This is a genomic window from Paenibacillus sp. QJM3NY_38 (assembly GCF_056173265.1).
Genome location: NZ_CM149665.1, coordinates 1,914,371 through 1,935,767, shown reverse-complemented (window position 1 = coordinate 1,935,767; position 21,397 = coordinate 1,914,371). Strand labels below are relative to the sequence as shown.

The 21,397-nt window shown below is 51.0% G+C and carries 18 protein-coding genes; 4 read left to right on the top strand and 14 right to left on the bottom strand.

Going from position 1 to position 21,397, the window contains the following annotated elements; translation table 11 throughout:
• Window positions 1-29 precede the first annotated feature (29 nt).
• The 9 genes from araD to AC0VZ8_RS08460 form a co-directional block, all read right to left on the bottom strand.
• A complete protein-coding gene (gene araD, locus AC0VZ8_RS08500) occupies window positions 30-719 on the bottom strand; it encodes an L-ribulose-5-phosphate 4-epimerase (RefSeq protein WP_475486621.1) in 690 nt (229 codons plus the stop codon).
• A gap of 94 nt (window positions 720-813) precedes the next feature.
• Window positions 814-1,902 carry a substrate-binding domain-containing protein gene (locus AC0VZ8_RS08495; RefSeq protein WP_475487663.1) on the bottom strand — a complete coding sequence of 363 codons (1,089 nt, stop codon included), beginning with the start codon at window positions 1,900-1,902 and terminating at the stop codon, window positions 814-816.
• A gap of 101 nt (window positions 1,903-2,003) precedes the next feature.
• Window positions 2,004-3,491 carry an L-arabinose isomerase gene (araA, locus tag AC0VZ8_RS08490; RefSeq protein ID WP_475486620.1) on the bottom strand — a complete coding sequence of 496 codons (1,488 nt, stop codon included), beginning with the start codon at window positions 3,489-3,491 and terminating at the stop codon, window positions 2,004-2,006.
• Between the two features lie 266 nt (window positions 3,492-3,757).
• Window positions 3,758-4,453 carry an urea ABC transporter ATP-binding subunit UrtE gene (urtE, locus tag AC0VZ8_RS08485; RefSeq protein WP_475486619.1) on the bottom strand — a complete coding sequence of 232 codons (696 nt, stop codon included), beginning with the start codon at window positions 4,451-4,453 and terminating at the stop codon, window positions 3,758-3,760.
• The gene (gene urtD, locus AC0VZ8_RS08480; RefSeq protein ID WP_475486618.1) at window positions 4,431-5,270 is read right to left on the bottom strand and encodes an urea ABC transporter ATP-binding protein UrtD; all 840 of its coding nucleotides are present in this window, start codon (window positions 5,268-5,270) and stop codon (window positions 4,431-4,433) included. Before urtD ends, urtE begins: the two co-directional genes overlap by 23 nt.
• Window positions 5,245-6,333, bottom strand: a complete 1,089-nt coding sequence (urtC, locus tag AC0VZ8_RS08475; RefSeq protein WP_475486617.1) for an urea ABC transporter permease subunit UrtC — start codon at window positions 6,331-6,333, stop codon at window positions 5,245-5,247. Before urtC ends, urtD begins: the two co-directional genes overlap by 26 nt.
• Before the next feature lie 15 nt (window positions 6,334-6,348).
• Window positions 6,349-7,254 carry an urea ABC transporter permease subunit UrtB gene (urtB, locus tag AC0VZ8_RS08470; protein WP_475486616.1) on the bottom strand — a complete coding sequence of 302 codons (906 nt, stop codon included), beginning with the start codon at window positions 7,252-7,254 and terminating at the stop codon, window positions 6,349-6,351.
• Between the two features lie 58 nt (window positions 7,255-7,312).
• Window positions 7,313-8,572 carry an urea ABC transporter substrate-binding protein gene (gene urtA, locus AC0VZ8_RS08465; protein ID WP_475486615.1) on the bottom strand — a complete coding sequence of 420 codons (1,260 nt, stop codon included), beginning with the start codon at window positions 8,570-8,572 and terminating at the stop codon, window positions 7,313-7,315.
• Window positions 8,573-8,870: 298 nt separating this feature from the next.
• On the bottom strand, window positions 8,871-9,770 hold the full coding sequence (locus AC0VZ8_RS08460; RefSeq protein ID WP_475486614.1) for a glycerophosphodiester phosphodiesterase: 900 nt from the start codon (window positions 9,768-9,770) through the stop codon (window positions 8,871-8,873).
• Between the two features lie 273 nt (window positions 9,771-10,043).
• Here AC0VZ8_RS08460 and kduI point away from each other — a divergent pair, with 273 nt between their 5' ends.
• The 4 genes from kduI to AC0VZ8_RS08440 all read left to right on the top strand — a co-directional run bounded on the left by kduI (window position 10,044) and on the right by AC0VZ8_RS08440 (window position 13,640).
• A complete protein-coding gene (gene kduI, locus AC0VZ8_RS08455; RefSeq protein WP_071222810.1) occupies window positions 10,044-10,877 on the top strand; it encodes a 5-dehydro-4-deoxy-D-glucuronate isomerase in 834 nt (277 codons plus the stop codon).
• 40 nt (window positions 10,878-10,917) lie between these two features.
• Window positions 10,918-11,667 carry a DeoR/GlpR family DNA-binding transcription regulator gene (locus AC0VZ8_RS08450; RefSeq protein WP_475486613.1) on the top strand — a complete coding sequence of 250 codons (750 nt, stop codon included), beginning with the start codon at window positions 10,918-10,920 and terminating at the stop codon, window positions 11,665-11,667.
• A gap of 75 nt (window positions 11,668-11,742) precedes the next feature.
• Complete coding sequence (kduD, locus tag AC0VZ8_RS08445; RefSeq protein ID WP_475486612.1) at window positions 11,743-12,495, top strand: 2-dehydro-3-deoxy-D-gluconate 5-dehydrogenase KduD; 753 nt, start codon at window positions 11,743-11,745, stop codon at window positions 12,493-12,495.
• 260 nt (window positions 12,496-12,755) lie between these two features.
• A complete protein-coding gene (locus AC0VZ8_RS08440; RefSeq protein WP_260064389.1) occupies window positions 12,756-13,640 on the top strand; it encodes a transporter substrate-binding domain-containing protein in 885 nt (294 codons plus the stop codon).
• A gap of 77 nt (window positions 13,641-13,717) precedes the next feature.
• Here AC0VZ8_RS08440 and AC0VZ8_RS08435 read toward each other — a convergent pair whose 3' ends face one another.
• The 5 genes from AC0VZ8_RS08435 to ptsG all read right to left on the bottom strand — a co-directional run bounded on the left by AC0VZ8_RS08435 (window position 13,718) and on the right by ptsG (window position 21,381).
• Complete coding sequence (locus tag AC0VZ8_RS08435) at window positions 13,718-14,347, bottom strand: 50S ribosomal protein L25 (RefSeq protein ID WP_071222806.1); 630 nt, start codon at window positions 14,345-14,347, stop codon at window positions 13,718-13,720.
• A 207-nt stretch (window positions 14,348-14,554) separates the two neighbouring features.
• Window positions 14,555-16,906 (bottom strand): type I pullulanase, encoded by a 2,352-nt coding sequence (gene pulA, locus AC0VZ8_RS08430; RefSeq protein WP_475487662.1) that lies wholly within the window; start codon window positions 16,904-16,906, stop codon window positions 14,555-14,557.
• Between the two features lie 343 nt (window positions 16,907-17,249).
• A complete protein-coding gene (ptsP, locus tag AC0VZ8_RS08425; RefSeq protein ID WP_475486611.1) occupies window positions 17,250-18,971 on the bottom strand; it encodes a phosphoenolpyruvate--protein phosphotransferase in 1,722 nt (573 codons plus the stop codon).
• Entirely contained in the window at window positions 18,964-19,239 is a 276-nt protein-coding gene (locus tag AC0VZ8_RS08420; RefSeq protein ID WP_071222804.1) for an HPr family phosphocarrier protein, read from the bottom strand. The genes ptsP and AC0VZ8_RS08420 overlap by 8 nt, the downstream gene beginning before the upstream one ends.
• A gap of 60 nt (window positions 19,240-19,299) precedes the next feature.
• Window positions 19,300-21,381 (bottom strand): glucose-specific PTS transporter subunit IIBC, encoded by a 2,082-nt coding sequence (gene ptsG, locus AC0VZ8_RS08415; RefSeq protein ID WP_475486610.1) that lies wholly within the window; start codon window positions 21,379-21,381, stop codon window positions 19,300-19,302.
• Window positions 21,382-21,397: the final 16 nt, after the last annotated feature.

Below are 21,397 nucleotides of genomic sequence, written 5' to 3'. Positions count from 1 at the left end.
GATGAAATCATGAATGATGAATACAATCGTTACTTTTGACCGTAATAGGCATTAACTCCATGCTTCCGCAAAAAATGGCGATCCAGCAGCGTCTGATCCATCGGTTCGGTTTCCGGATTAATTTGCTGCATCCGGGCTGCAATCTTGGCGCACTCTTCCAGCACTACCGCATTATGCACCGCATTATGCGGATCCTTGCCCCACACGAATGGCGCATGCGAATGGACAAGCACACCGGGTACCATGTTCGGATCCAGGTCCGCGAATCGCTCGACAATAACGTTGCCCGTCTCCAGCTCATAGGCCCCCTCAATTTCTTCGCGGGTCATGGGCCGCGTAACCGGAATCTCTCCGTAAAAATAGTCGGCGTGCGTCGTTCCGTAGGCAGGAAGCGCACGTCCAGCTTGAGCCCAGCTCGTTCCCCATGGTGAGTGGGTATGCACAATTCCGCCGATCTCTTTAAAGTTCTGATATAGGACCAGATGAGTCGGGGTATCGGAGGAGGGACGCATATCCCCTTCAACGACATTTCCCTTCAAATCCAGAACGACCATGTCGGCCGCTTTTAATTCCTCATAAGGCACACCGCTTGGCTTAATGACAAACAGTCCACGTTCACGGTCGATGCCGCTGACATTTCCCCATGTAAAGGTAACGAGTCCGTGCTTGGGAAGCTCCAGATTCGCCTCCAGCACCTGCTGCTTTAAATCCTCCAACATGAACAACCGCTCCTCTCTATATTTGAAAAAAATAGTTGTACGTACAAGTTGGCAGACAAGGGTCCGAAACTCGGACCCTTTACTCCCTTATTCTCTACCGTTTCTTCACCGATTCTCTCTCCACCAACTCCGGCTGAAACACCGTATCCTCTATAACGGTATGAAACTCAATCATACTAATTAATTGTCTGGCCGCCATGATTCCCATCTCTGTTTTCGGGTGGGTCATCGTCGTCAGCTTCACGCCGGAAGCAACGGCAAGCGTCGAATCATCGAAGCCGACCATGGACACGTCCTGCGGAATTTGCAGTCCGCATTGCCCGGCAGCCTCCACTAAAGATACAGCCAGCTCGTCGTTATAACATACAAACCCCGTCGGTCGCTGCTCCTCCGGCTGCTTCAGCAACTGGATGGCCTGATCATACGGAAGACTTCCCTTCTGCTCCGTTGTATACGTAACCACCCGCTCCGGTGAAACGGGAATTCCAGCCTCGCGATGTGCACGTAAGAAGCCTTTCAACCGGTTCACGCCTTGAAGATCATCCCGCTTGAAGAATCCGGCTATCGCTTGATGTCCGTTCTCGATCAAATGACGTGCGGCCTTGTATCCGCCAAGCTCATCATCAAGCTTCAGACAAGGACATTCCAGCTCCCGATACTTCTCATTGATCATCAAAAACGGAATTCCCTTCTCCTGCAGGGACAGGAAATACGTCAAATTCGGGTTCCCCTCCGCACTCTTGGTCGGCTCGATAATGAGCCCGCTGAGCGGCTGGCTGGTCATGAGCTGAAGACTCTCCATCTCCTTCTCCTTGTTGTTATCGGTACTGGAGAGCAGCAGGCGATATCCCTTGCTGCGCAGCTCCGCCTCCGCTCCCCGAACGATATGCGGGAAGATATAATCCGAGATGTAGGTTGTAATGATGCCGATCGTCTTAACCTGCTCACTCTCCCGCCGGTCGGGATTTCTGGCGAACGTCCCTTTGCCCTGGATCCGTTCCAGCCAGCCCTCCTTCTCCAACTCGCCGAACGTTTGGCGGACCGTCTGGCGGCTTACGCCGAACTGGTCGGCGATTTCATGCTCCGAAGGAACCTGTTTGCCTGCTTGAAGCCTTCCGGATTCAAACCAGGAGAGCAGTTCGTTTTTTAATACAATATATTTGGGTATCCGTCTATTATTCATCATTCACCTCTAGCCTCACGCACTCATTATGTTAGGATCACCTGCAATCCTAAGTTATCTCGCTATTGTAACACAGGCCAGGGGAATGCCGACAGAACCAGTTACCGCAGACGGTATGCGGCTTCACTCCAACGGAGCTCGTTCTTGAAGCGCGGTATCGTTGTATCCTTATCAATAATGACCGTTTCAATGCCGACCATCTCCGCCCAATCGCTCAAATGCTCTGCCGTCATAGCATAAGAGAGGACGGTATGATGCGCTCCGCCAGCCAAAATCCACGCTTCCGCAGACTCTCGAAGGGATGGCTGCGGTTTCCACAGCACACGGGCGACCGGCAGCTTCGGCATCGGCTGTTCAACCTTGACGCCATCCACCACATTCACCAGCAGTCTGAAGCGATGGCCCAGATCGACCAGGGAAGCATTCACAGCTGGGCCGTCCTGTCCGTTAAACACGAGACGTGCCGGATCCCCCTTACCTCCAATCCCGAGCGGATGAACCTCCAGCGTCGGTTTATCCAATGCGATGGTCGGACATACTTCCAGCATGTGCGATCCAAGAATCATATGATTCCCCGGCTCAAAGTGATAGGTGTAGTCCTCCATGAAGGAAGTGCTTTTATTGCCGGCAAGCACCTTCAATACACGGGTCAGGGCAGCTGTTTTCCAATCCCCTTCCCCGCCGAAGCCGTAACCCGACTCCATCAGACGCTGTACGGCGAGTCCCGGAAGCTGCTTCATTCCATGCAGATCCTCAAAGGTCGTCGTGAATGCGCCAAAGCCGCCTTCCTCAAGGAAACGACGAAGCGCAATCTCGATCTGGGCTTGGTACGCAATGGAATCGCGTACGGGGCCATCGCTAAGCCCTTCCTTGGTTATCGAATACAAATCGGCGTATTCATTCAAGAGGGCTTTTACCTCATCATCGCCAACTTCATTCATGGACTGCACAAGATCGCCGATGCCATAACCGTTCACGGACCAGCCAAGCTTGATTTGCGCTTCTACTTTATCTCCTTCGGTTACCGCCACCTGGCGCATATTATCGCCGAAGCGGGCCACCTTCAGCCTGCGGCTTTCGGCATAGGCCGCGGCGGTCCGCATCCATCCGGCAATGCTGTCGCGAACCTCCCCGTCTTCCCAATGGCCCACAACCACCTTGCGGGCAATGCCGAGACGGGCACCGATATGACCATACTCGCGATCACCGTGCGCGGATTGGTTCAAATTCATAAAGTCCATATCAATCGTTTCCCAAGGGATATCCCGATTGAATTGGGTATGGAAATGAAGAAGCGGCTTCTGCAATTGGGATAGCCCCGCGATCCACATTTTGGCCGGGGAGAAGGTGTGCATCCAGGTCATAATGCCTGCGCAGGACTCATCGTTGTTAGCCTCAAGAATCAGGTTGTATATTTCATCGGGTGTCGTTACGATCGGCTTGAACACAATGGGATAGGAAAATACAGGATCTTTATCAAACTCCGTTGCCACGATGCGGGAATGCTCAGCTACCTGCTCCAGCGTTTCGGGACCATACAAGTGCTGGCTTCCGGTGACGAACCAAAAAGAATGCGGTTTCAATTTCATAATAATAACGCCTCCTGTATGAATGCTTGCTCACTAATTTGTACATACCTATATACAATCGTTATCAATATACTTATAAATGTACGTACAAGTTGAATCACTCACATTCTAACCCCGCATCTCAAAAATAGCAAGATCAAAAATAAAAAAAAGAGCTGCCCCTGCAGGTGGAAAAAACGAACCCTTACAGAGACAACCTTCTATTTATTCAAATGATGATGATAATTTACCTCCAAACGCCAATGAACTTGAATGAATACTCTTCCTTAGACCGTCAAATAATGCTCGAACTGCTCCATATCGATAGCATCCTGTACCCCTTCGGCAACAATTGTACCTTTATCCATGACATAGATATAGTCGGCTACGCTCCGGACAAACTCGATGCTCTGCTCCACCAGAATGACCGACGTTTCCCCTTTGGCTTTGATCCCCCGGATCACGTCTTGAATTTCCTCCACGATGGAAGGCTGGATTCCCTCAGTCGGCTCGTCGAGCAGCAGAACCTTGGGTCTGGAGGCGAGCGCCCTCGCAAAGGCTAGCTGCTGCTGCTGACCACCGCTTAAATCACCGCCTTGACGGTGGTACATTTGGGGCAGCACTGGGAACAGGGCTAACACATCCTCCGGGAATGCCTTCCTCCTCGGCACGATTGGCTCAAGTCCGAGCAGCAGATTTTCCATCACGGTAAGCTGGGGGAAAATCTCGCGCCCTTGCGGAACATATCCGATGCCGCCTCTCGCTCTTTTTACGGAATCCCAGCCGGTAACCTCCTGCTCGCCAAGAGTCATCCGTCCCTGTCGGATTTTCAGCTGCCCGGTCAGGGTCCGCATGAGCGTGGTTTTGCCGACGCCGTTGCGCCCTACCAGACATACGACCTTCGCCGGGTCGACAACCATGGATACGCCGCGGAGGACGGGACTCTCCCCGTAGCCCGATTCAATGCCCTGCAGCTTGAGCATTCGCCTCCCTCCTTTTTCCCAGATAAACCTCGGCTACCAGCGGATCGCGCTGAATCTCCTGCATGGAGCCTTCCTTCAGCAGTTTCCCTTCATGCATCACGGTAACCTTAGCGGCAAAAGAGCGCACAAACTCCATATCGTGCTCAACGACAACGACGGAGCATTCCTTGGCGATGCGCTGGAGGAGTGCACCGGTCTTCATCGTCTCCTCGTCCGTCATCCCCGCTACCGGCTCATCGAGCAGCAGAAGCCGCGGCTTTTGAAGCAGCAGCATGCCGATCTCCAGCCATTGCTTCTCTCCATGCGACAGAGAGCCTGCCCGAACGTGTATCCGATCGGGCAGCCCAATCAATTCCAGAACCTTCTTCATCTCGAACGTGGTGCACCGATTTCTCCTGGCCTTCAGCGCACGGAACACGCTTCGATCGGGATCGACTGTCAGCTCCAGGTTTTCTTTGACGCTCAAGTTTGGAAATATCGACGGCGCTTGAAATTTTCGCCCCACACCGAGACGGGCGATTTCATACTCCCGCTTTCTGGTGATTTCCAGTCCGTCCCCAAGCAGCACCTTTCCTGCGGCAGGCTTTGTTTTCCCGCAGATCACGTCCAGCATCGTGGTTTTTCCCGCGCCGTTCGGGCCGATCAGAAAATGCAGCTCATGCTGACGCAGTGCCAGATTCATACCGTTTACCGCTACAAACCCGCCAAAAGTGACCGTAATGTTCTCCGCGGACAACACGATGGGGGAAATACCGATATCCCTGACTTCTCCATGGACAGCTAGCGGCATATCAACTCTCTTCGCGTACGGCTGCATGCACAGTCCCTCCTCTTCGAGATAATGACGAAACCACCTTGCTCCACAATCCGGTCAATCCTTTTGGCATCAACACAACAACGATGACAAATAATGCACCCAATACGAGCAGCCATCCTTCCGGATAAGCCTCGCTGATCCCGGTCTTGGCTGCGTTCAGCAGCACGGCGCCAATAATAGCGCCGATCAGCGTACCCCTGCCGCCTAGAGCGACCCAAAGCACCATTTCAATGGACGGAACGATGCCCATCATCGACGGCGAAATAATGCCGACCTGAAGGACAAACAGCATGCCTGCAAGCCCGGCCAGACCGCCCGATACGGCAAAGGCAAAGGTCTTGTAACGGGAAGGGTCAAAACCCAGAAACCGCACCCGGTTCTCCCCATCTCTTGAGGCTTCCAGCACCTGGCCCACCCTGCTGTTCACAATTCTTCGGCACAGAATATAGGCTCCTGCCAAAGCGGCAAGCGTAATAAAATACAACCCGATTTTCGTTGACGGAGCGTTTAGATTAAAACCCAAAATGGAATTGTATCCCGTTAGCCCGTTCGTGCCCCCTGTCCACTGCTGCTTGCCTACAAACAGCGTAACCACGATCATAACCAGAGCCTGCGTCAGAATCGTAAAATATACGCCGACGATCCGGTTGCGAAACGTAAAGAATCCAAGTATCAACGCAAGCAGGGCCGGGAGCAGCATCCCGAGTAGCAAGGCTGCGGGGAACGATCGGAATGGCTCCCAGAACCATGGGAGCGCCGTTACTCCGCTCCATCCCATGAAATCAGGCAGGGACGCGCCGCTGGCGTCCAGCTTCAAATACATGGCCATGGCATAAGCGCCTAATCCAAAGAACACGCCGTGCCCAAGGCTTAGAATGCCGCCATAGCCCCAGATCAGGTCAAGCCCAACCGCCAGGATCGCCAAAGCCAGAAATTTCGTTAACAAACCGAGGCGAAAAGGGGTCGTGAACAAAGGTGCCATACACATCAGGAGCAGTACCGCGCTCCACATCATCCGTTTCGATCGGCTGCCGGGGTTTCCTGTCAACCATTTCAGCACCATACCATCCCCTCCTCTCTAATCCAGGCTGCGTGTTCGAAGTGCAACGAGCCCGCGTGGCTTCCACTGCAGGAATGCCACGATGCAGGCGAATACCAGCACTTTGCCGATGGATGCCGAAGTGTAAGTCTCAAACAGCGTATTGAACACGCCGATGCCCAGTGCCCCGGCAACCGTGCCGATCAACTTTCCAACGCCGCCGAGGACCACCACCATGAAAGCATCGACAATATAGTAGGTTCCGATCGAAGGACCGATCGGGCCGAGCAATGTTAACGCGCAGCCAGCAATGCCGGCAATGCCTGAGCCGATCGCAAACGTCAGGCCGTCCACGCGTCGGGTTGAAATACCGAGACACCCGGCCATGCTTCGATTTTGCATCACCGCCCGCATTCTTCGGCCTTGGACCGTTCTATAAATATAGAGATACATGGCTGTCAGCACGACGGCCACCAATACGATGATGAACAGCCGCTTGTACGGAAGGACGATGCTTGAAGTGATCGCCAGCCCGCCGTTTAGCCAGGAAGGGCTGGTAACAGCCACATTCGGCGCGCCGAAGATGAATCTTGCGATTTGCTGGAGCATCATCCCGACGCCCCATGTGGCGAGCAAACTATCCAGCGGCCTGCCGTACAGATGGCGTATGAGCACCATTTCAAGCAGCCATCCGACGGCGGCTGCAACCAAGAACGATACAAGCAAAGCCACGATGAAATAGGTGTCGAACCAGGATTTCGGCATATACGCGGTAAACAAACCTTGCGTGACGTACGTTGAGTAAGCACCGATCATGATCAGCTCGCCATGGGCCATATTAATGACATTCATCAAGCCGAACGTCACCGCTAAGCCAAGAGCAATCAATAATAGGATCGAGCTGACGCTGAGTCCGTTAAACACTTGCAGAATCGTCATTCCCATCCGGGTGAACCTCCTTTCACGAAATAGCCCGAAGGCCATCCATGCATGAGATCAAGCTTTATTCTCCGCTTAATCCCTTCGCCCAATCATAAGTTTTCAGATAAGGGTCCGGTTTAACGGGTTCGCCCGAATTCCAAAGCTCCTTGAATTGCCCGTCAGCCTGCACCTCGCCGATGCGCACCGTTTTATGAATGTGCTGATTCTCCCCATCAATGGTTACTTTTCCTTCCGGAGCGGCGAACTCAATGCCTTTTGCCGCTTCCTTCACCTTGGCCACCTCCGTTGTTCCTGCCTTCTCCACCGCGGCCTTCCATAAGTACACCGCCGTGTATCCTGCTTCGATCGGGTCAGCCGTCACGCGGTCAGCGCCGTATTTTGCTTTGTATTTGTCGACAAAAGTCTTGTTCTCCGGAGTATCGGTAGATTGATAATAGTTCCAGGCTGCCAGATGCCCCTCCAGTATATCGGCGCCGATGCCGCGGATCTCCTCCTCCGCCACGCTGACGGACAGCGTGGTCATATCCTTGGAGGTAATGCCCGCATCCTTCAGCTGCTTGAAGAAGGCCACGTTGCTGTCGCCGTTCAGCGTGTTATAGACGATATCGGGCTTCGCCTCCTTGATCTTGGCTATAATCGTGCTGAAATCGGTATGGCCCAGCGGCGTGTATTCCTCTCCCGCCAGCTTGCCGCCCTCGGCCGTCAACTGGGCCTTAATGATCTTGTTGGCCGTTCTTGGGAACACATAATCGGAGCCGAGCAGGAACATTTTTTTGCCGCGGTTCTCGAGCAGCCAGGACACCGAAGGCACGATTTGCTGATTGGTTGTGGCGCCCGTATAAAAAATGTTAGGGGAGGATTCCAGCCCTTCATATTGAACCGGATAAAATAAAAGACCGTTGTTTTGTTCGAAAACAGGGAGCATGGCTTTCCGACTGGCGGAGGTCCAGCCTCCGAATACGGCGGCAACTTTATCCTGCTGCAGCAATTTTCCCGCTTTCTCCGCGAAGGTCGGCCAATCGGAGGCACCGTCCTCGATTACGGGTTCGATCTGCTTGCCAAGCACGCCGCCAGCTGCATTGATTTCTTCGATGGCAAGCATCTCCGCATCCTTAACGGATACCTCGCTTATTGCCATCGTTCCGCTGAGTGAGTGAAGAATGCCAACCTTAATTGAATCGCCAGCGGCTTCTACCCCCGGACTCCCGTTATCCGCACCGGCGGTTGGAGCGGCTTCCTTTTCCGTCACGCAGCCTGACATCAAGATTGCACATAAAACAAATGAGGCCCAGCCTTTAACGATCACGCTTTGTTTCTTCATTCGCTCCCAACTCCCTTTTTTACGTTTCCGAACATTCTATCTGCAAACTGCCTTCTCTGTTCGTTATCCCACATTATAGTTGCCTTATATTTTCTATGTCAATAATCATGACATTATTTTATTTATTTTTTCAAAAATAATAAGATTTCAGTTTATTTTTCGTAATTTAAGTAATATTTTCTTACATAAAAATAAAGAAATCCTGCAACTCACTCTTAACCTTTAAATTTATGTTATATTTTCTAACATAAAAAACAACCCTTGATTTCTCAAAAGGTTGTCAACACCGTTACGCCATTTATCTGATCATTTTCCTGTTCGAAATTGAAATCGGTACCCGATCCGGGTAATCCGTAATAATCCCATCCACGTTAATTTGAAGCACATAAGGAATTTGCAGCATATCCCGGATGGTCCAGACCATTGTTTTCAGCCCGGATTGATGTATCTTTTGAACCAGCCCTTTGGATACCAGCCTCATCGATACATTCACATACTCCGCATAGGTCTTCATATCTACCAGCCGCTGCTTGGATAAGTCGCCCGCACTGGTGATAACAACGCCCAGCGGGATATCGGGCATCAGTTGACGAAATCGAAGGAGCGAGTCCGTATCTGCTGACTGCACGATGATCAGGTCCTTGTACCTCTCACCACCATCAGCGCCGATGTTATACCTTTTCAACTCGTCTGCGACCCTTTGCTCGATACCCGGATACCGGGAGGGAGATTTCAATTCGATCAACAGCCCGATGCGCCCCGCGAAATGCTCAAGCACCTCCGCCAAAGCGGGAATGACTTCTCCTTTAAACGCCGAATCGTACCATGAACCTGCATCCAGCATACGCAGCTCCTCAAAGGTTAAATCGCCTACTTCTCCCTGCCCATCGGTGGTTCGCTCAACCGTGGAATCATGAATCACAACGACCTGTCCATCCTTGCTCAATTGGACATCCAATTCCAGCATATCCGCTCCCATATCAAATGCTTTAACAAAAGATGCCATCGTATTTTCCGGGGCATAACCCGACGCGCCCCGATGGGCGATATTAACCCAGGATTGATCGCGCTCATTCTCCGACCTCATCCAGACTTCCCGTTCCCCGGTTTGATGATAAGGATAATGCGGGACATCAGCCGTATTTTGAGAACCGGTCACTGCAAGCACAGCTGTTAGAATTACAATCATTCTTTTCATCGGGTCATCAATCTCCTAGTCGTACCTTGTTCACTTCATAGCTAGCCTTGCTGAAGAACATTTCAGGGCAGCCTGCCCATCCCCATTGATGCTAGTTCTTCCCTTTCTGCTGCAAGTTCAGTCAGATATAAATGAAGTCGGCTAGATGTTCACCAGGTATAATTATGGTTCATTTAGGAATTAGCTCTTGTAATATGAACATAAATGGAGTAATTTGTACTTATATGAACATTATGAATTCATTATAATAGAATGATGAGGAGATGAACGAACATGGAAAGACGTTATGCATCACACCCTAATGAAGTGAAACAATATGACACAGAAAGACTTCGCAAGGAATTCCATATCCCCGTCCTGTTTACGCCTGACAAGCTGGAGCTTGTCCTGACGCACGAAGATCGTATGATTATCGGTGGTGCCGCTCCCGTTCAAGAACAAGTCAAATTGGAAACCGACCTTAAAGAGCTGGGTGTTTCCTCTTTCCTGGAACGCCGTGAGCTTGGCATTATCAATATTGGCGGACATGGTACCGTACTGGTGGACGGTGCGGAGCATGAACTGAACAACAAAGAATGCTTGTACGTTGGCATGGGCACGGAAGAGGTTATTTTTAAAAGCACGGATCCATCCAACCCAGCCAAATTCTATTTGAATTCTGCGCCAGCGCACCAATCATTCCCGACAGCCAAGGCCACTCTGGAGGAAGCCGATTCCAGCGCTTTGGGCGATATCAAAAATTCCAATGATCGCGTAATCTATCGTTTCATTCATCAAAAAGGCATCGAGAGCGCCCAGCTTGTCATGGGTATGACCCTGCTGAAAGAAGGAAACATGTGGAACACGATGCCTGCCCATACTCACCCAAGACGCATGGAGGCATATCTCTATTTTGATTTACCGGAAGAAGCGGTTGTCATCCATCTGATGGGTGAACCCAATGAAACGCGGCACATCGTCATGCGCAATGAGCAGGCCGTGATTTCGCCAAGCTGGTCGATCCACAGCGGGGTAGGCACAAGCAACTATACCTTTATCTGGGGCATGGCCGGAGATAATAAACGTTATGATGATATGGACCCGGTGTCCATAAAAGATTTAAAATAGAGGGGATTATCCATTAACCCACGGAAGAGTTGAGATTCATATGAACCCGTTACGACGCTATGAAAAAATAATGGAGTACCTTCTAACCCATAAAGAAGTGACTGTCGCCGACCTAAGCCAGCAACTTCAAGTAACCGGAAAAACCATACGCGAGGATCTGACCAAGCTGGAGGAACAGGGGCTAATCGTTCGTGTGCATGGTGGAGCTGTCCTTGCGCACAGCGATCAATTCGGCATCCTGCCGTCCAAAGAACCGCTTGCCAAACATCCGACTGAAAAGACCGAAATCGCGCTGAAAGCGCTGAAGCATATCAATACCGATGACATCATTGCCTTAGACGGAGGCAGCACCACGCTGGAGATTGCCCGCAGGCTGGAGGATGTGCCTCTGACGGTCATTACGAACGATGTGTATATCATCAGCGAATTGGCGACCAAGAATCATATCCGTTTGGTCGTTCCGGGGGGCTACCGGGTCCGAAATATGCTCGCAGGCCCTGAAGGCGTATCGTATGTATCACAGCTGAACATTCAAAAAGCCTTCATATCCGCCACGGGCGTCCATCTTGATCATGGATTGTCCATATATACCGGGGACTTGATCCCTTTCAAACGGGCATTAATCGAAACTTCGCTGGAGGTTTATGCCGTTGTCGATCATCACAAATTTGGTCAAACGGCATTAAGGACATTTTCATCCCTGCAGGAGATCAGCGGCATCATTACCGATGCGGGACTGCCACCCGAGACGATCAAACAATATGAAGGTGCCGGCGTTACCATGCTGTAAACGCCGCATGAAAACTCAAAACCGGCCTAACTTCATAATCACTAATAGAGAGCATATGAGAGGGGATACTGGAGCATGAACAGGTTTGACTTATCAGGTAAAACCGCAATCGTCACCGGCTCCGCCAGAGGACTAGGGCAAGGCATAGCGATAGCTCTGGCCGAAGCCGGCGCGGATATCGTTGCCGTGTCCATGAATACAAGCGCCGAAACGATAGAAGCCATTACTTCACTCGGCAGAAAAGCTTCCGAAATCAAGGTCGATCTAAGCGACCAGAGCAAACTCCAGCAAACTTTTGACCAAGCACTGGAGCTGACGGGGCATGTGGACATTCTCGTAAACAATGCGGGTATTATCCGCCGGAAGCCTGCCAAGGATCATGGTACTCAAGATTGGCTTGACGTGATTGACTTGAATCTGAATACCGTATTTTTGCTGTCCCAACTTGCCGGAAGACATATGATTGAACGCGGCAGCGGCAAAATCATTAACATTTGCTCCATGCTGTCCTACCAAGGCGGAATCAACGTGCCCGGATATACGGCAAGCAAGCATGGTGTTGCCGGCCTTACGAAAGCTTTGGCCAATGAATGGGCAGCCAGCGGCATCCAAGTGAACGGAATTGCTCCCGGTTATATCGAAACCGATAATACGGCAGCCATCCGTCAGGATGAGGAACGACGGACTTCCATTACGGAACGTATTCCTGCCGGACGCTGGGGAAAACCCGAGGATATTGGCGGACCCGCCGTATTCCTCGCTTCCGCCGCTTCGGATTATATGAACGGACATGTACTTTGTGTTGATGGCGGATGGATGGCCCGTTAAGAAGCATAAAGCGCTGTATCAAGAGCATGTCAACGTTAGCTTCAATTCTATCTAGCAAAAATAGGCTGCGCTTTTCCACTGCTGCTGCAGACGGAAATAGCACAGCCTATTTTCATTCTCCTCTTCCATCCGATTAGAGACCCTAAGTTCTTACCGTGTACCGACATTTCACGAATATACGAACCATCCTTTGGGACATCCTAACTTTACGAAATGGGCCTCGAAGGACCGTGAATAAAGAAAGGATGGTTTCTGGAATCATGCGCGGAACAAAATCGATACGTTGGATCAGTCTTGCCTGTTTATTCACACTGATCGCTTCAATTGTACTTGCCGGATGCACGCCTAACAGTAATGACCGGGTGCCGACCCCCAACATGGGCGTAAATCCTTACCGGGTGAACACGGGCTTCCTGCTTCGGAATGCCGTGGAGCGCGGGACCCTGCGAATTGCAACGGAACGGGATTATCCCCCTTTCAGTTACCATGGAACGGGCGGAAGACTTACAGGTTTTGATGTGGAAATCGCTGAAGAGGTTGCCCGTCATATGGAGCTAAGAGCAGAATTCGTTGAAACCGAGTGGGAGAATCTGCTGCCAGGATTGACGGAAGGCAAATACGACGCCGTCTTCAACCAGATTGAAGACAAGCCGGACCGGCGGGCCCTCTATGATTTTTCCGTCGCTTATCTATCCTCAACCCCTGTTCTGCTTGTGCGTTCCTCGGGTGAAGATCAGATTCGCACCTTCTCGGACATCAAGGATAAGCGTGTCGGCCTGAACCCAACCGGAATTTATAAGGATATGGCCAAGAAGCATGGAGCGGAAATTGTCCCGATCAAATATATATCAGACGCAGCTAACAAGCTCGCAAACGGAGAGCTGGATGCCGTCATTTCGGACCAGTTATCCGTAACCAACCTGAAGCAGCAGTTCCCGAATCTGCCGGTCGCTGCCGCCGAATCCGCCGATCAGGTGTCCGAGATTTCCGCAGCCTTTGTAAAAGGGAATCCGGATCTCGTGGCCGCCGTTGATAATGCACTGGCTACCATGCAGCAGGACGGAACGTATCTGACCATTTGGAACAAATACTTTGGAGACGCCCCGATGAGTTATAAAGGCATCCATGATCGCAAGGTTAAATAGAATTTTCTAATTTCCTGACAAAAAGGCGCCTGCTCCGCTGGATTCCAGCATAGCAAGCGCCTTTTTTAATGTGCATATTATGATTCTTCGGTTGTCTCTCCCGCATCCGCTTCCTTAGCTTCCGCTTCATCCACCGTCTCTGCAGCCTCAACAGCACGTGGCACGATGACGGTTGCGAGAACCTCCTCATCCGAAGCGTGCAATGTAATACCTTCCGGTACTTTAATATCTGCAACCGTAAGCTTGTCGCCAATCTCCAGAGCGGATACGTCCGCTTCGAGGGTAGTAGGCAGCTCGCCCGGTAATCCCTCTACTTCGATTTCGGTCACCTGGGTTTGCAGAATACCGCCAGATTTCGTTCCGGCAGCAGTACCTTGATAATCCACCGGTATGCTGACACGAACCGGCTTGTTCATGGAGATCCGCAGAAAGTCCACATGGGATACAGTGCCGCGTCTCTTTTGAATGTCCTTAATCAAAACCGGAATTTTACCGGAGCCTGGAATATCAAGCTGGAATACCTCTGAACGTCCGGTGTGGAACAGCTTGGCCGTATCCTTGAAATTAACAGCTACAGGGATGCTTTCCTCGCCCGCGCCGTATACAACGCCGGGGATTCCGCCATTTTCGCGAAGCACTCGGCGAGAAGCCCGGGTAAATTCATCACGAACATCTGCTTGGAGTTGAACTGTGTTTCCTTTTGACATGAGTGACTTCCTCCTTTATCGAAAACAAAGTCTATCTCATTATTACCCTATTTACCTGCTAACTAATCATGAGTTTCAGATGTTTTAAATTTCAATCCTGTGGGTAATGTATGGTACCCCTTTTGAAATATAAATAATAGGAGCCCCCTTTTCAGTACAATAGGAGGGCTCCTGATTTTTTCAATATACAATCCTTATATACAATCCTCAACTCGCCATATCCCGCTGCTCTTGGCCTTCGGAGCCGTCGTCTTTGACACTTAGCAGCGAGATCCGTACCTTGGCTTCGTCTGGCGGAATATCGATAAACCAGTCGTTCTCGCCTTCCCGATCCTCCCATTCATTCAACCTGACGATACAGCCAACCCGCTTGGTTCCGGAAGCTGCGTAGAAGACCGCTCGAGCTTTGCCGCCGTCCACTCTTGAGAATGGCACGCTGCCATCCTCCACGCCTGTTCCCCACACCCATACGTTCCAGCCATCATATGCTTGATCACGTCTTTCATATTCAATCTCAACGGTAGTCAAGCCTTGCTTCTTCTGGGTCTGGTCTTCGTACAACACCATCAGCGAAAGCCCTGGGACCGCTATAGCTCCTTGGTCCAACATCTCGATCGTATCTGTACCTGCCTGACGATCATTCACCACGATGCTCCAGCGGTAAGGTGTAGGCGGCAAATCAACCGTCATTTCATGCTCATTCCCGTTCACGATCACTACAATCTGGCCCCAGCTATCTTGTTGATGATGCGTTAATCGGTACGCGATAATCCGATCGCTGCTGCGCAGCACTTCCATATGTTCCTCGATCTCTTCTCTTGCAGCCATACGAAATGCCGGATGAGCTTTGCGCAAGGCAATAAGGCCTTTGTAATAGTCAAACACGGGTTTGAATCGTTTCTTGTTCGACCAGCGGATCGCATTAACGGCATCGCCGCTGCGGTAGCTGTTATGATCGCCAAATTTCGTGCGAAGCAGCTCATCGCCGGCATGCAGCAGCGGAATCCCTTGAGAGAGCAGGACGATCCCGTTAGCCAGCAAGCTGCGGCGCACAGCCGCTGCCGACATTACATCTTCATCAGGAATACCGGCATAGGGTGTTGAAGCAGCCGTAGCCTGCCATACATCGCCGCCGTTAACCAGCTTCCCGTCCGTCATGCGAAGCAGACCTGCCTGTTCTTCCATCCCGCAAGCAACCAAAATTTTGTCCCACAGATTCAAATTATCGTGCACGGTGACATAATTGACCGTCTCATCCGGATGAAGCGCAAAATCATGGATCGAGCCCATCATCCCTTCAACGACAGCGCCCTCGTACCACGGTTCGCCCGTAGCAAAGCCTCGGCCGCGCCCGTCATTGTCACCCTTGATGGCATGCCGGAAATGATCATTAAATACAGCGAAGCCTTGACCCTTCTGGCTTCCTTTGACGGTTTGCTCTGTCAACGGACTCATTCCTCCCGTCCAGGGCTCACCGTAGAACAAGAGAGAGCTATCGACCTCACGACGCAGCTCGCTTACAATCTCTTTCATCGTTGTTGTATCGATCAGAGCCATCAGATCAAATCGAAAGCCGTCGATATGATACTCCTCGGCCCAGTACCTTAAGGAATCCTTGATATATTTGCGTACCATCGGCTTCTCTGTAGCCAGCTCGTTGCCTACACCTGAACCGTTCGATAAAAGTCCATATCCATCCTTGCGATAGAAATACCCTGGCGCCAATCGTTCAAACGGACCGTCATCCACCGTATACGTATGGTTGTAAACTACGTCCATGACGACACGGATTCCCCTTGCATGCAGAGCCAGAATCATCTCCTTCAGCTCCCGGATGCGCAGGATCGGATCCATAGGATCTGTCGAATATGAACCTTCAGGAACATTGTAATTCTGCGGATCATACCCCCAGTTATACTCGCGGCTCAAGCTGCCGGCTTTATAGCCGTCCAGCTCATTGACCGTTCGAAAATCAAATATCGGCAGCAGATGCACATGGGTCACACCTAATTCTTCGAGATGATCCAATCCAATGGTATTCCCTTCGGAATCCCGCAGGCCACCTTCTGTGAATGCCTTATATTTACCTCTATATTTCATTCCCGAATCGGTATGAATCGAGAAATCGCGTACATGAAGCTCATAGAGCACCGCATCCGTAGGCTTCAGCAGCTTGGGTCTAACATCCTGCTCCCACCCCGGCGGATTGCTCTTCGCCAGATCGACAACCACCCCGCGGCAGCCGTTGGCTGACACCGCTGTTGCATAAGGGTCAACGGCATAGTGCACGTCGCCGTCCGCTGACTCGATTTGGTACATATAATAGGTTCCGTGAAGATCCCTGTTTACGACAGCCGACCATATGCCGTCGCCATTACGTTCCATCAAATATAATGTGCCACGCTCGTGATCCGTTACGAGACCTTGCTCGTTATACTCTCCCGGGCTTTCATACAAAGCCAGTTTCACATGAACCGCATCCGGAGCCCACACCTGAAAGGCCGTTCCCTCTCTTCGGCAGGTTGCCCCCAGCTTAACACTTGTGCAGCTCTTGATCATGTCCATAGTCATCATCACCGTCACTTATAAGTAGATTTACTTCCTAGTATGGGCGCCTGAATCATAAGACAGACCTCTAGCACATGAATGTAGAACGCTTTCATATATCATGATATGCCAAAAGCCCTGATTTGGTTTGGGTTTGATGCCAAATAACTATATATTTAGGCTATTATACTAGCAAATATGCCGGGTGTCTTTCTTTTGACAAAAAAAACATCTGCCCAAATGGACAGATGTTGTCAATGTAAAGCTATCGTGGAAAAAGATTGGTAGAGTCCCCAAAAAACAAACGAAATACGTCACTGCATGGATCGATCAAGTCGTTAAGTTGTCTTCCTTCTTACTCAGCTGCCGTTTCTATGGATTCCACCAGAGCCACAACTTCCTCTGCGGTACCCATTTCAAGCGCCTTGGCAGCGAGTGCCTGCATATCACTGCGGGACAGCTTCCCGATCTGGCTGCGCGCCGGCAGAATGGATGTAGCGCTCATGCTAAACTCATCCAGCCCCAAACCGAGGAGAATCGGAATCGCCGTGGCGTCACCAGCCATTTCGCCGCACATGCCAACCCAACGGCCTTCGCGATGAGCGGCATCGATGACCATTTTAACCAGTCGCAGAATCGCCGGATTATAAGGTTGATACAAATAAGCAACCCGTTCATTCATGCGGTCAGCGGCCATCGTATACTGGATAAGGTCATTCGTTCCGATACTGAAGAAATCAACCTCTTTGGCAAACTGATCCGCCAGGACCGCGGTAGATGGAATCTCCACCATGATCCCGAGTTGGATCTCCTCGGATACCGGAATGCCTTCGCTTACAAGCTTGGATTTCTCTTCCTCCAGAAGCGCTTTGGCTTCACGGAATTCACCGAGCGTCGCGATCATAGGAAACATGATGCGCAGATTGCCGTGGACGCTTGCGCGGAGCAGTGCCCGAAGCTGGGTTCTGAAAATATCCTGACGGTCCAGGCACAGCCTAACGGCCCGGAATCCCAGGAACGGATTCATTTCCTTAGGAAAATCCAGATAAGGCAGCTCCTTGTCCCCGCCGATATCGAGCGTGCGGACAACAACCGGCTTGCCTTCCATTTTCTCCAGTACCGATTTATAGGCGACATACTGGATCTCTTCGGAAGGAAGTTTATCCCTGCCCATGTACAGGAATTCTGTGCGATACAGTCCTACCGCTTCTCCGCCATTCTCCAGCACGCCGGTCACATCGTTCGGTGTCCCAATATTGGCGGCCAACTCCACATGGATCCCGTCCTTGGATACCGTTGGTTCGGAGCGGAGTTTCTTCCATTCCTCGACCTGTTTGGCATAGGCATCCTGCTTCGCACGGTATTGGGCCACGATGGCTTCCGTAGGATTAATGATGACATCCCCTTCCAGTCCGTCAACGATGATCAAATCCCCGTTTTGGACCGAAGAGAGCACGTTTTTCGTTCCGACGACAGCCGGAATTTCAAGCGAACGGGCCATGATGGCAGAATGCGAGGTGCGCCCGCCAATATTGGTCGTGAATCCTTTAACGTAGTTGCGGTTCAACTGCGCTGTGTCCGAAGGAGTCAAGTCCTCTGCAACCACAATTACTTCTTCGCTGATTTCTGAAGGGCTGACATAATTCAGGCCCAGCAGATGCTTGAGAATACGTTTGGTTACGTCACGCATATCCGCTGCCCGCTCCTGCAAGTAAGCACTCTTCATGTTCTCGAACATTTGAATGAATTGGGTTGCCGTTTCATTTAAGGCGTACTCCGCATTAACCGAATCGGAAGCGATTTTCGCTTTGACTGGTTCAATCAATTCCGGATCATTCAGGATGAGAAGGTGAGATTCGAAAATCTCAGCCTTCTTCTCCCCGAGTTCCTGAAGCGTGCGGGCTTTGATCGCTTCAAGCTCAGCCTGGGACTGAGCCAGCGCCGCATCCAGCTTCGAAAGCTCGGCATCCGTGTCTGCCACTTGCTTTTCCGTAACAGAATAATCAGGGTGCTCCAGTGTAAATGCTCGTGCAATCGCGATGCCCGCGGAAGCCGCGATTCCTTTCAAATTATTCATGAAGCTCGCCTAACCCTTCGTTCACCATCACTTCTTGCAGTGCTGTCAGCGCTTCGCTCTCATTGCCGCCTTCCGTGATCAGTGTCAATGTATCACCTTGCTCCAATCCGAGGGACAGAACGCCCAGGATCGATTTCAGCGTTACTTTTTTGCCGTTAGCTTCAGCAAATGAATTGGTGTCCTGGAATTTGTTAGCCGTATTTACCAATGCTGTTGCCGGACGTGCGTGAATTCCATCTTCGTCAATAATTTTGAATGTTTGTTGCATGTTCATCATCCTACTTTCGTATATTTTAATTTTTTTAGAATCCTTGAGATCACCGTGAGGTTAAGGCTTTGATATGGTGATGATCCCTTTTTCACCGCTTTTTACTTCACCGGTCTTGTTCAGCTTCACGGAAGCTCCCTCCGGCAAATTCGAGAAGATCACAGGAGAAATAATCGATTTGGCATTCTCCTTCACATAATCCAGATCCACCTGCATGATCGGTTGGCCCGTGGATACCAGATCCCCCTCTTGTACAAGAACTTCAAAACCCTGCCCCTTCAGCTTAACGGTATTGACGCCGATATGGACAAGCACTTCCTTACCGCCATCGGACATAATGCCGACCGCATGCTTGCTGGGGAATACGTTAAATACGGTTCCGTTAACAGGAGAAGCGATCGTTCCGTTATGAGGTAATACCGCAAATCCATCTCCCGTCATTCGTTCTGCAAAGACAGGATCAGGCACATGGGAAATATCCATTAGCTCTCCATCGACTGGAGATACGATTTCCTCCATGACAAGCGTTTCCCCGTCCTGACCAGCCTGCTGCTCCTCTTGAGCAGTCGGCATCGTCTTCGGATCCGCTGTTTCAGGCGCGATTGTCGGCGTTATTCCCGACATAATGTCCTGGATTTGCGATTTGATAGTATCGGAACGTGTTCCGAATATCGCCTGGATATTATTCCCCACCTCCAGCACACCTGACGCACCCAGCTGTTTCAGCCTTGCCTTATCGACATGGCCCTTGTCTTTCACCTCTACCCGAAGCCGGGTAATGCAGGCATCCAGATGCGCAATGTTAGGCTGGCCGCCAAGCGCAGTCAGAATGTTAAGCGGCAGATCATTTTTACTGTTACCGCCTGATCCCTGGGAAACTGATTCCGACTCCGTTGCGGAAGCTTCCTCTCGGCCCGGCGTCTTCAGATTGAATTTCCGAATGACAAACCGGAATCCGAAATAATAGATTACTGCCATGATAGCACCAACAATGAGTACATTCCACCATGGGGTCCGGTTCGGAATGACACCGAATATCATGTAATCGATCAGACCGCCCGAGAAGGTCATGCCAATCTTGGTACCCAGAATATGCATGGTCATGAATGACAGACCTGCGAACAGTGCATGTACGGCGAACAAGATCGGCGCGACGAACAGGAAGGAGAACTCAAGCGGTTCCGTAATCCCTGTCAAGAAGGAGGTCAGCGCTGCCGAACCCATAATACCGGCGACAAACTTTTTGTTCTCCGGTCTCGCTTCATGATAGATGGCAAGCGCAGCCGCAGGAAGACCAAACATCATAAACGGATACTTACCCGTCATGAAGGTGCCTGCCGTAAACTCGACGCCATCCCGAAGCTGAGCCATGAATATATTTTGATCACCGCGCACCATTTGACCTGCCTGATTCAAATATTCTCCGAACTCAAACCAGAAGGGAGAATAAAAAATGTGGTGCAGACCGAACGGAATCAATCCGCGTTCCACAACGCCGAACACAAAAGCGGACAGCGTCAGGTTTTGTTCCAGCATGAAATGGGATGCAGTGTTAAGCGCAGACTGGATCGGAGGCCATATAAAGACCATCAACAGACCAAGCAAAACGGAGGTTGCAGCCGTCATAATCGGAACAAAGCGTTTTCCTGCAAAAAAGCCCAGATAGGACGGAAGCTCTATTTTGAAAAATCTTCGGTACATGCTTGCCGCTAATATACCTACAATAATCCCGCCGAATACCCCAGTGGCTAAGGTCGGAATGCCAAGCACGCTGGCATATTCGTAATTCGTGCCAATCATCGATGGCGTCACGCCGATCACGCTGCCCATGGTAACGTTCATGACGAGGTAACCGATGATAGCCGCAAGCCCGGCCACACCTTCGCCTCCGGCCAAGCCGACGGCAACCCCTACTGCAAACAGCAAGGATAAATTCGTGAACACGATTTGTCCCGCATTCATCATGACGGTGGCAGCTGACTGAACCCAAGCCGCATCGAGCCACGGTGCGTACTGCAGGAAATCGGGGTTGACCAGCATATTACCAAGGCCGAGCAAAAGTCCGGCCGCCGGCAATATGGCCACGGGCAGCATCAGAGCTTTACCGACCCTTTGCAGTACGCCAAAAAGCCGCTTAAACATGAAAATTCTCACCCTC

Excerpts from the sequence above, each read along its gene's own strand:
- araD (WP_475486621.1), bottom strand. The coding sequence starts at position 719 with ATGTTGGAGGATTTAAAGCAGCAGGTGCTGGAGGCGAATCTGGAGCTT.
- AC0VZ8_RS08495 (WP_475487663.1), bottom strand. The coding sequence starts at position 1,902 with ATGAATAATAGACGGATACCCAAATATATTGTATTAAAAAACGAACTG.
- araA (WP_475486620.1), bottom strand. The coding sequence starts at position 3,491 with ATGAAATTGAAACCGCATTCTTTTTGGTTCGTCACCGGAAGCCAGCAC.
- urtE (WP_475486619.1), bottom strand. The coding sequence starts at position 4,453 with ATGCTCAAGCTGCAGGGCATTGAATCGGGCTACGGGGAGAGTCCCGTC.
- urtD (WP_475486618.1), bottom strand. The coding sequence starts at position 5,270 with ATGCAGCCGTACGCGAAGAGAGTTGATATGCCGCTAGCTGTCCATGGA.
- urtC (WP_475486617.1), bottom strand. The coding sequence starts at position 6,333 with ATGGTGCTGAAATGGTTGACAGGAAACCCCGGCAGCCGATCGAAACGG.
- urtB (WP_475486616.1), bottom strand. The coding sequence starts at position 7,254 with ATGGGAATGACGATTCTGCAAGTGTTTAACGGACTCAGCGTCAGCTCG.
- urtA (WP_475486615.1), bottom strand. The coding sequence starts at position 8,572 with ATGAAGAAACAAAGCGTGATCGTTAAAGGCTGGGCCTCATTTGTTTTA.
- AC0VZ8_RS08460 (WP_475486614.1), bottom strand. The coding sequence starts at position 9,770 with ATGAAAAGAATGATTGTAATTCTAACAGCTGTGCTTGCAGTGACCGGT.
- kduI (WP_071222810.1), top strand. The coding sequence starts at position 10,044 with ATGGAAAGACGTTATGCATCACACCCTAATGAAGTGAAACAATATGAC.
- AC0VZ8_RS08450 (WP_475486613.1), top strand. The coding sequence starts at position 10,918 with ATGAACCCGTTACGACGCTATGAAAAAATAATGGAGTACCTTCTAACC.
- kduD (WP_475486612.1), top strand. The coding sequence starts at position 11,743 with ATGAACAGGTTTGACTTATCAGGTAAAACCGCAATCGTCACCGGCTCC.
- AC0VZ8_RS08440 (WP_260064389.1), top strand. The coding sequence starts at position 12,756 with ATGCGCGGAACAAAATCGATACGTTGGATCAGTCTTGCCTGTTTATTC.
- AC0VZ8_RS08435 (WP_071222806.1), bottom strand. The coding sequence starts at position 14,347 with ATGTCAAAAGGAAACACAGTTCAACTCCAAGCAGATGTTCGTGATGAA.
- pulA (WP_475487662.1), bottom strand. The coding sequence starts at position 16,906 with ATGATCAAGAGCTGCACAAGTGTTAAGCTGGGGGCAACCTGCCGAAGA.
- ptsP (WP_475486611.1), bottom strand. The coding sequence starts at position 18,971 with ATGAATAATTTGAAAGGAATCGCGGCTTCCGCGGGCATCGCGATTGCA.
- AC0VZ8_RS08420 (WP_071222804.1), bottom strand. The coding sequence starts at position 19,239 with ATGCAACAAACATTCAAAATTATTGACGAAGATGGAATTCACGCACGT.
- ptsG (WP_475486610.1), bottom strand. The coding sequence starts at position 21,381 with ATGTTTAAGCGGCTTTTTGGCGTACTGCAAAGGGTCGGTAAAGCTCTG.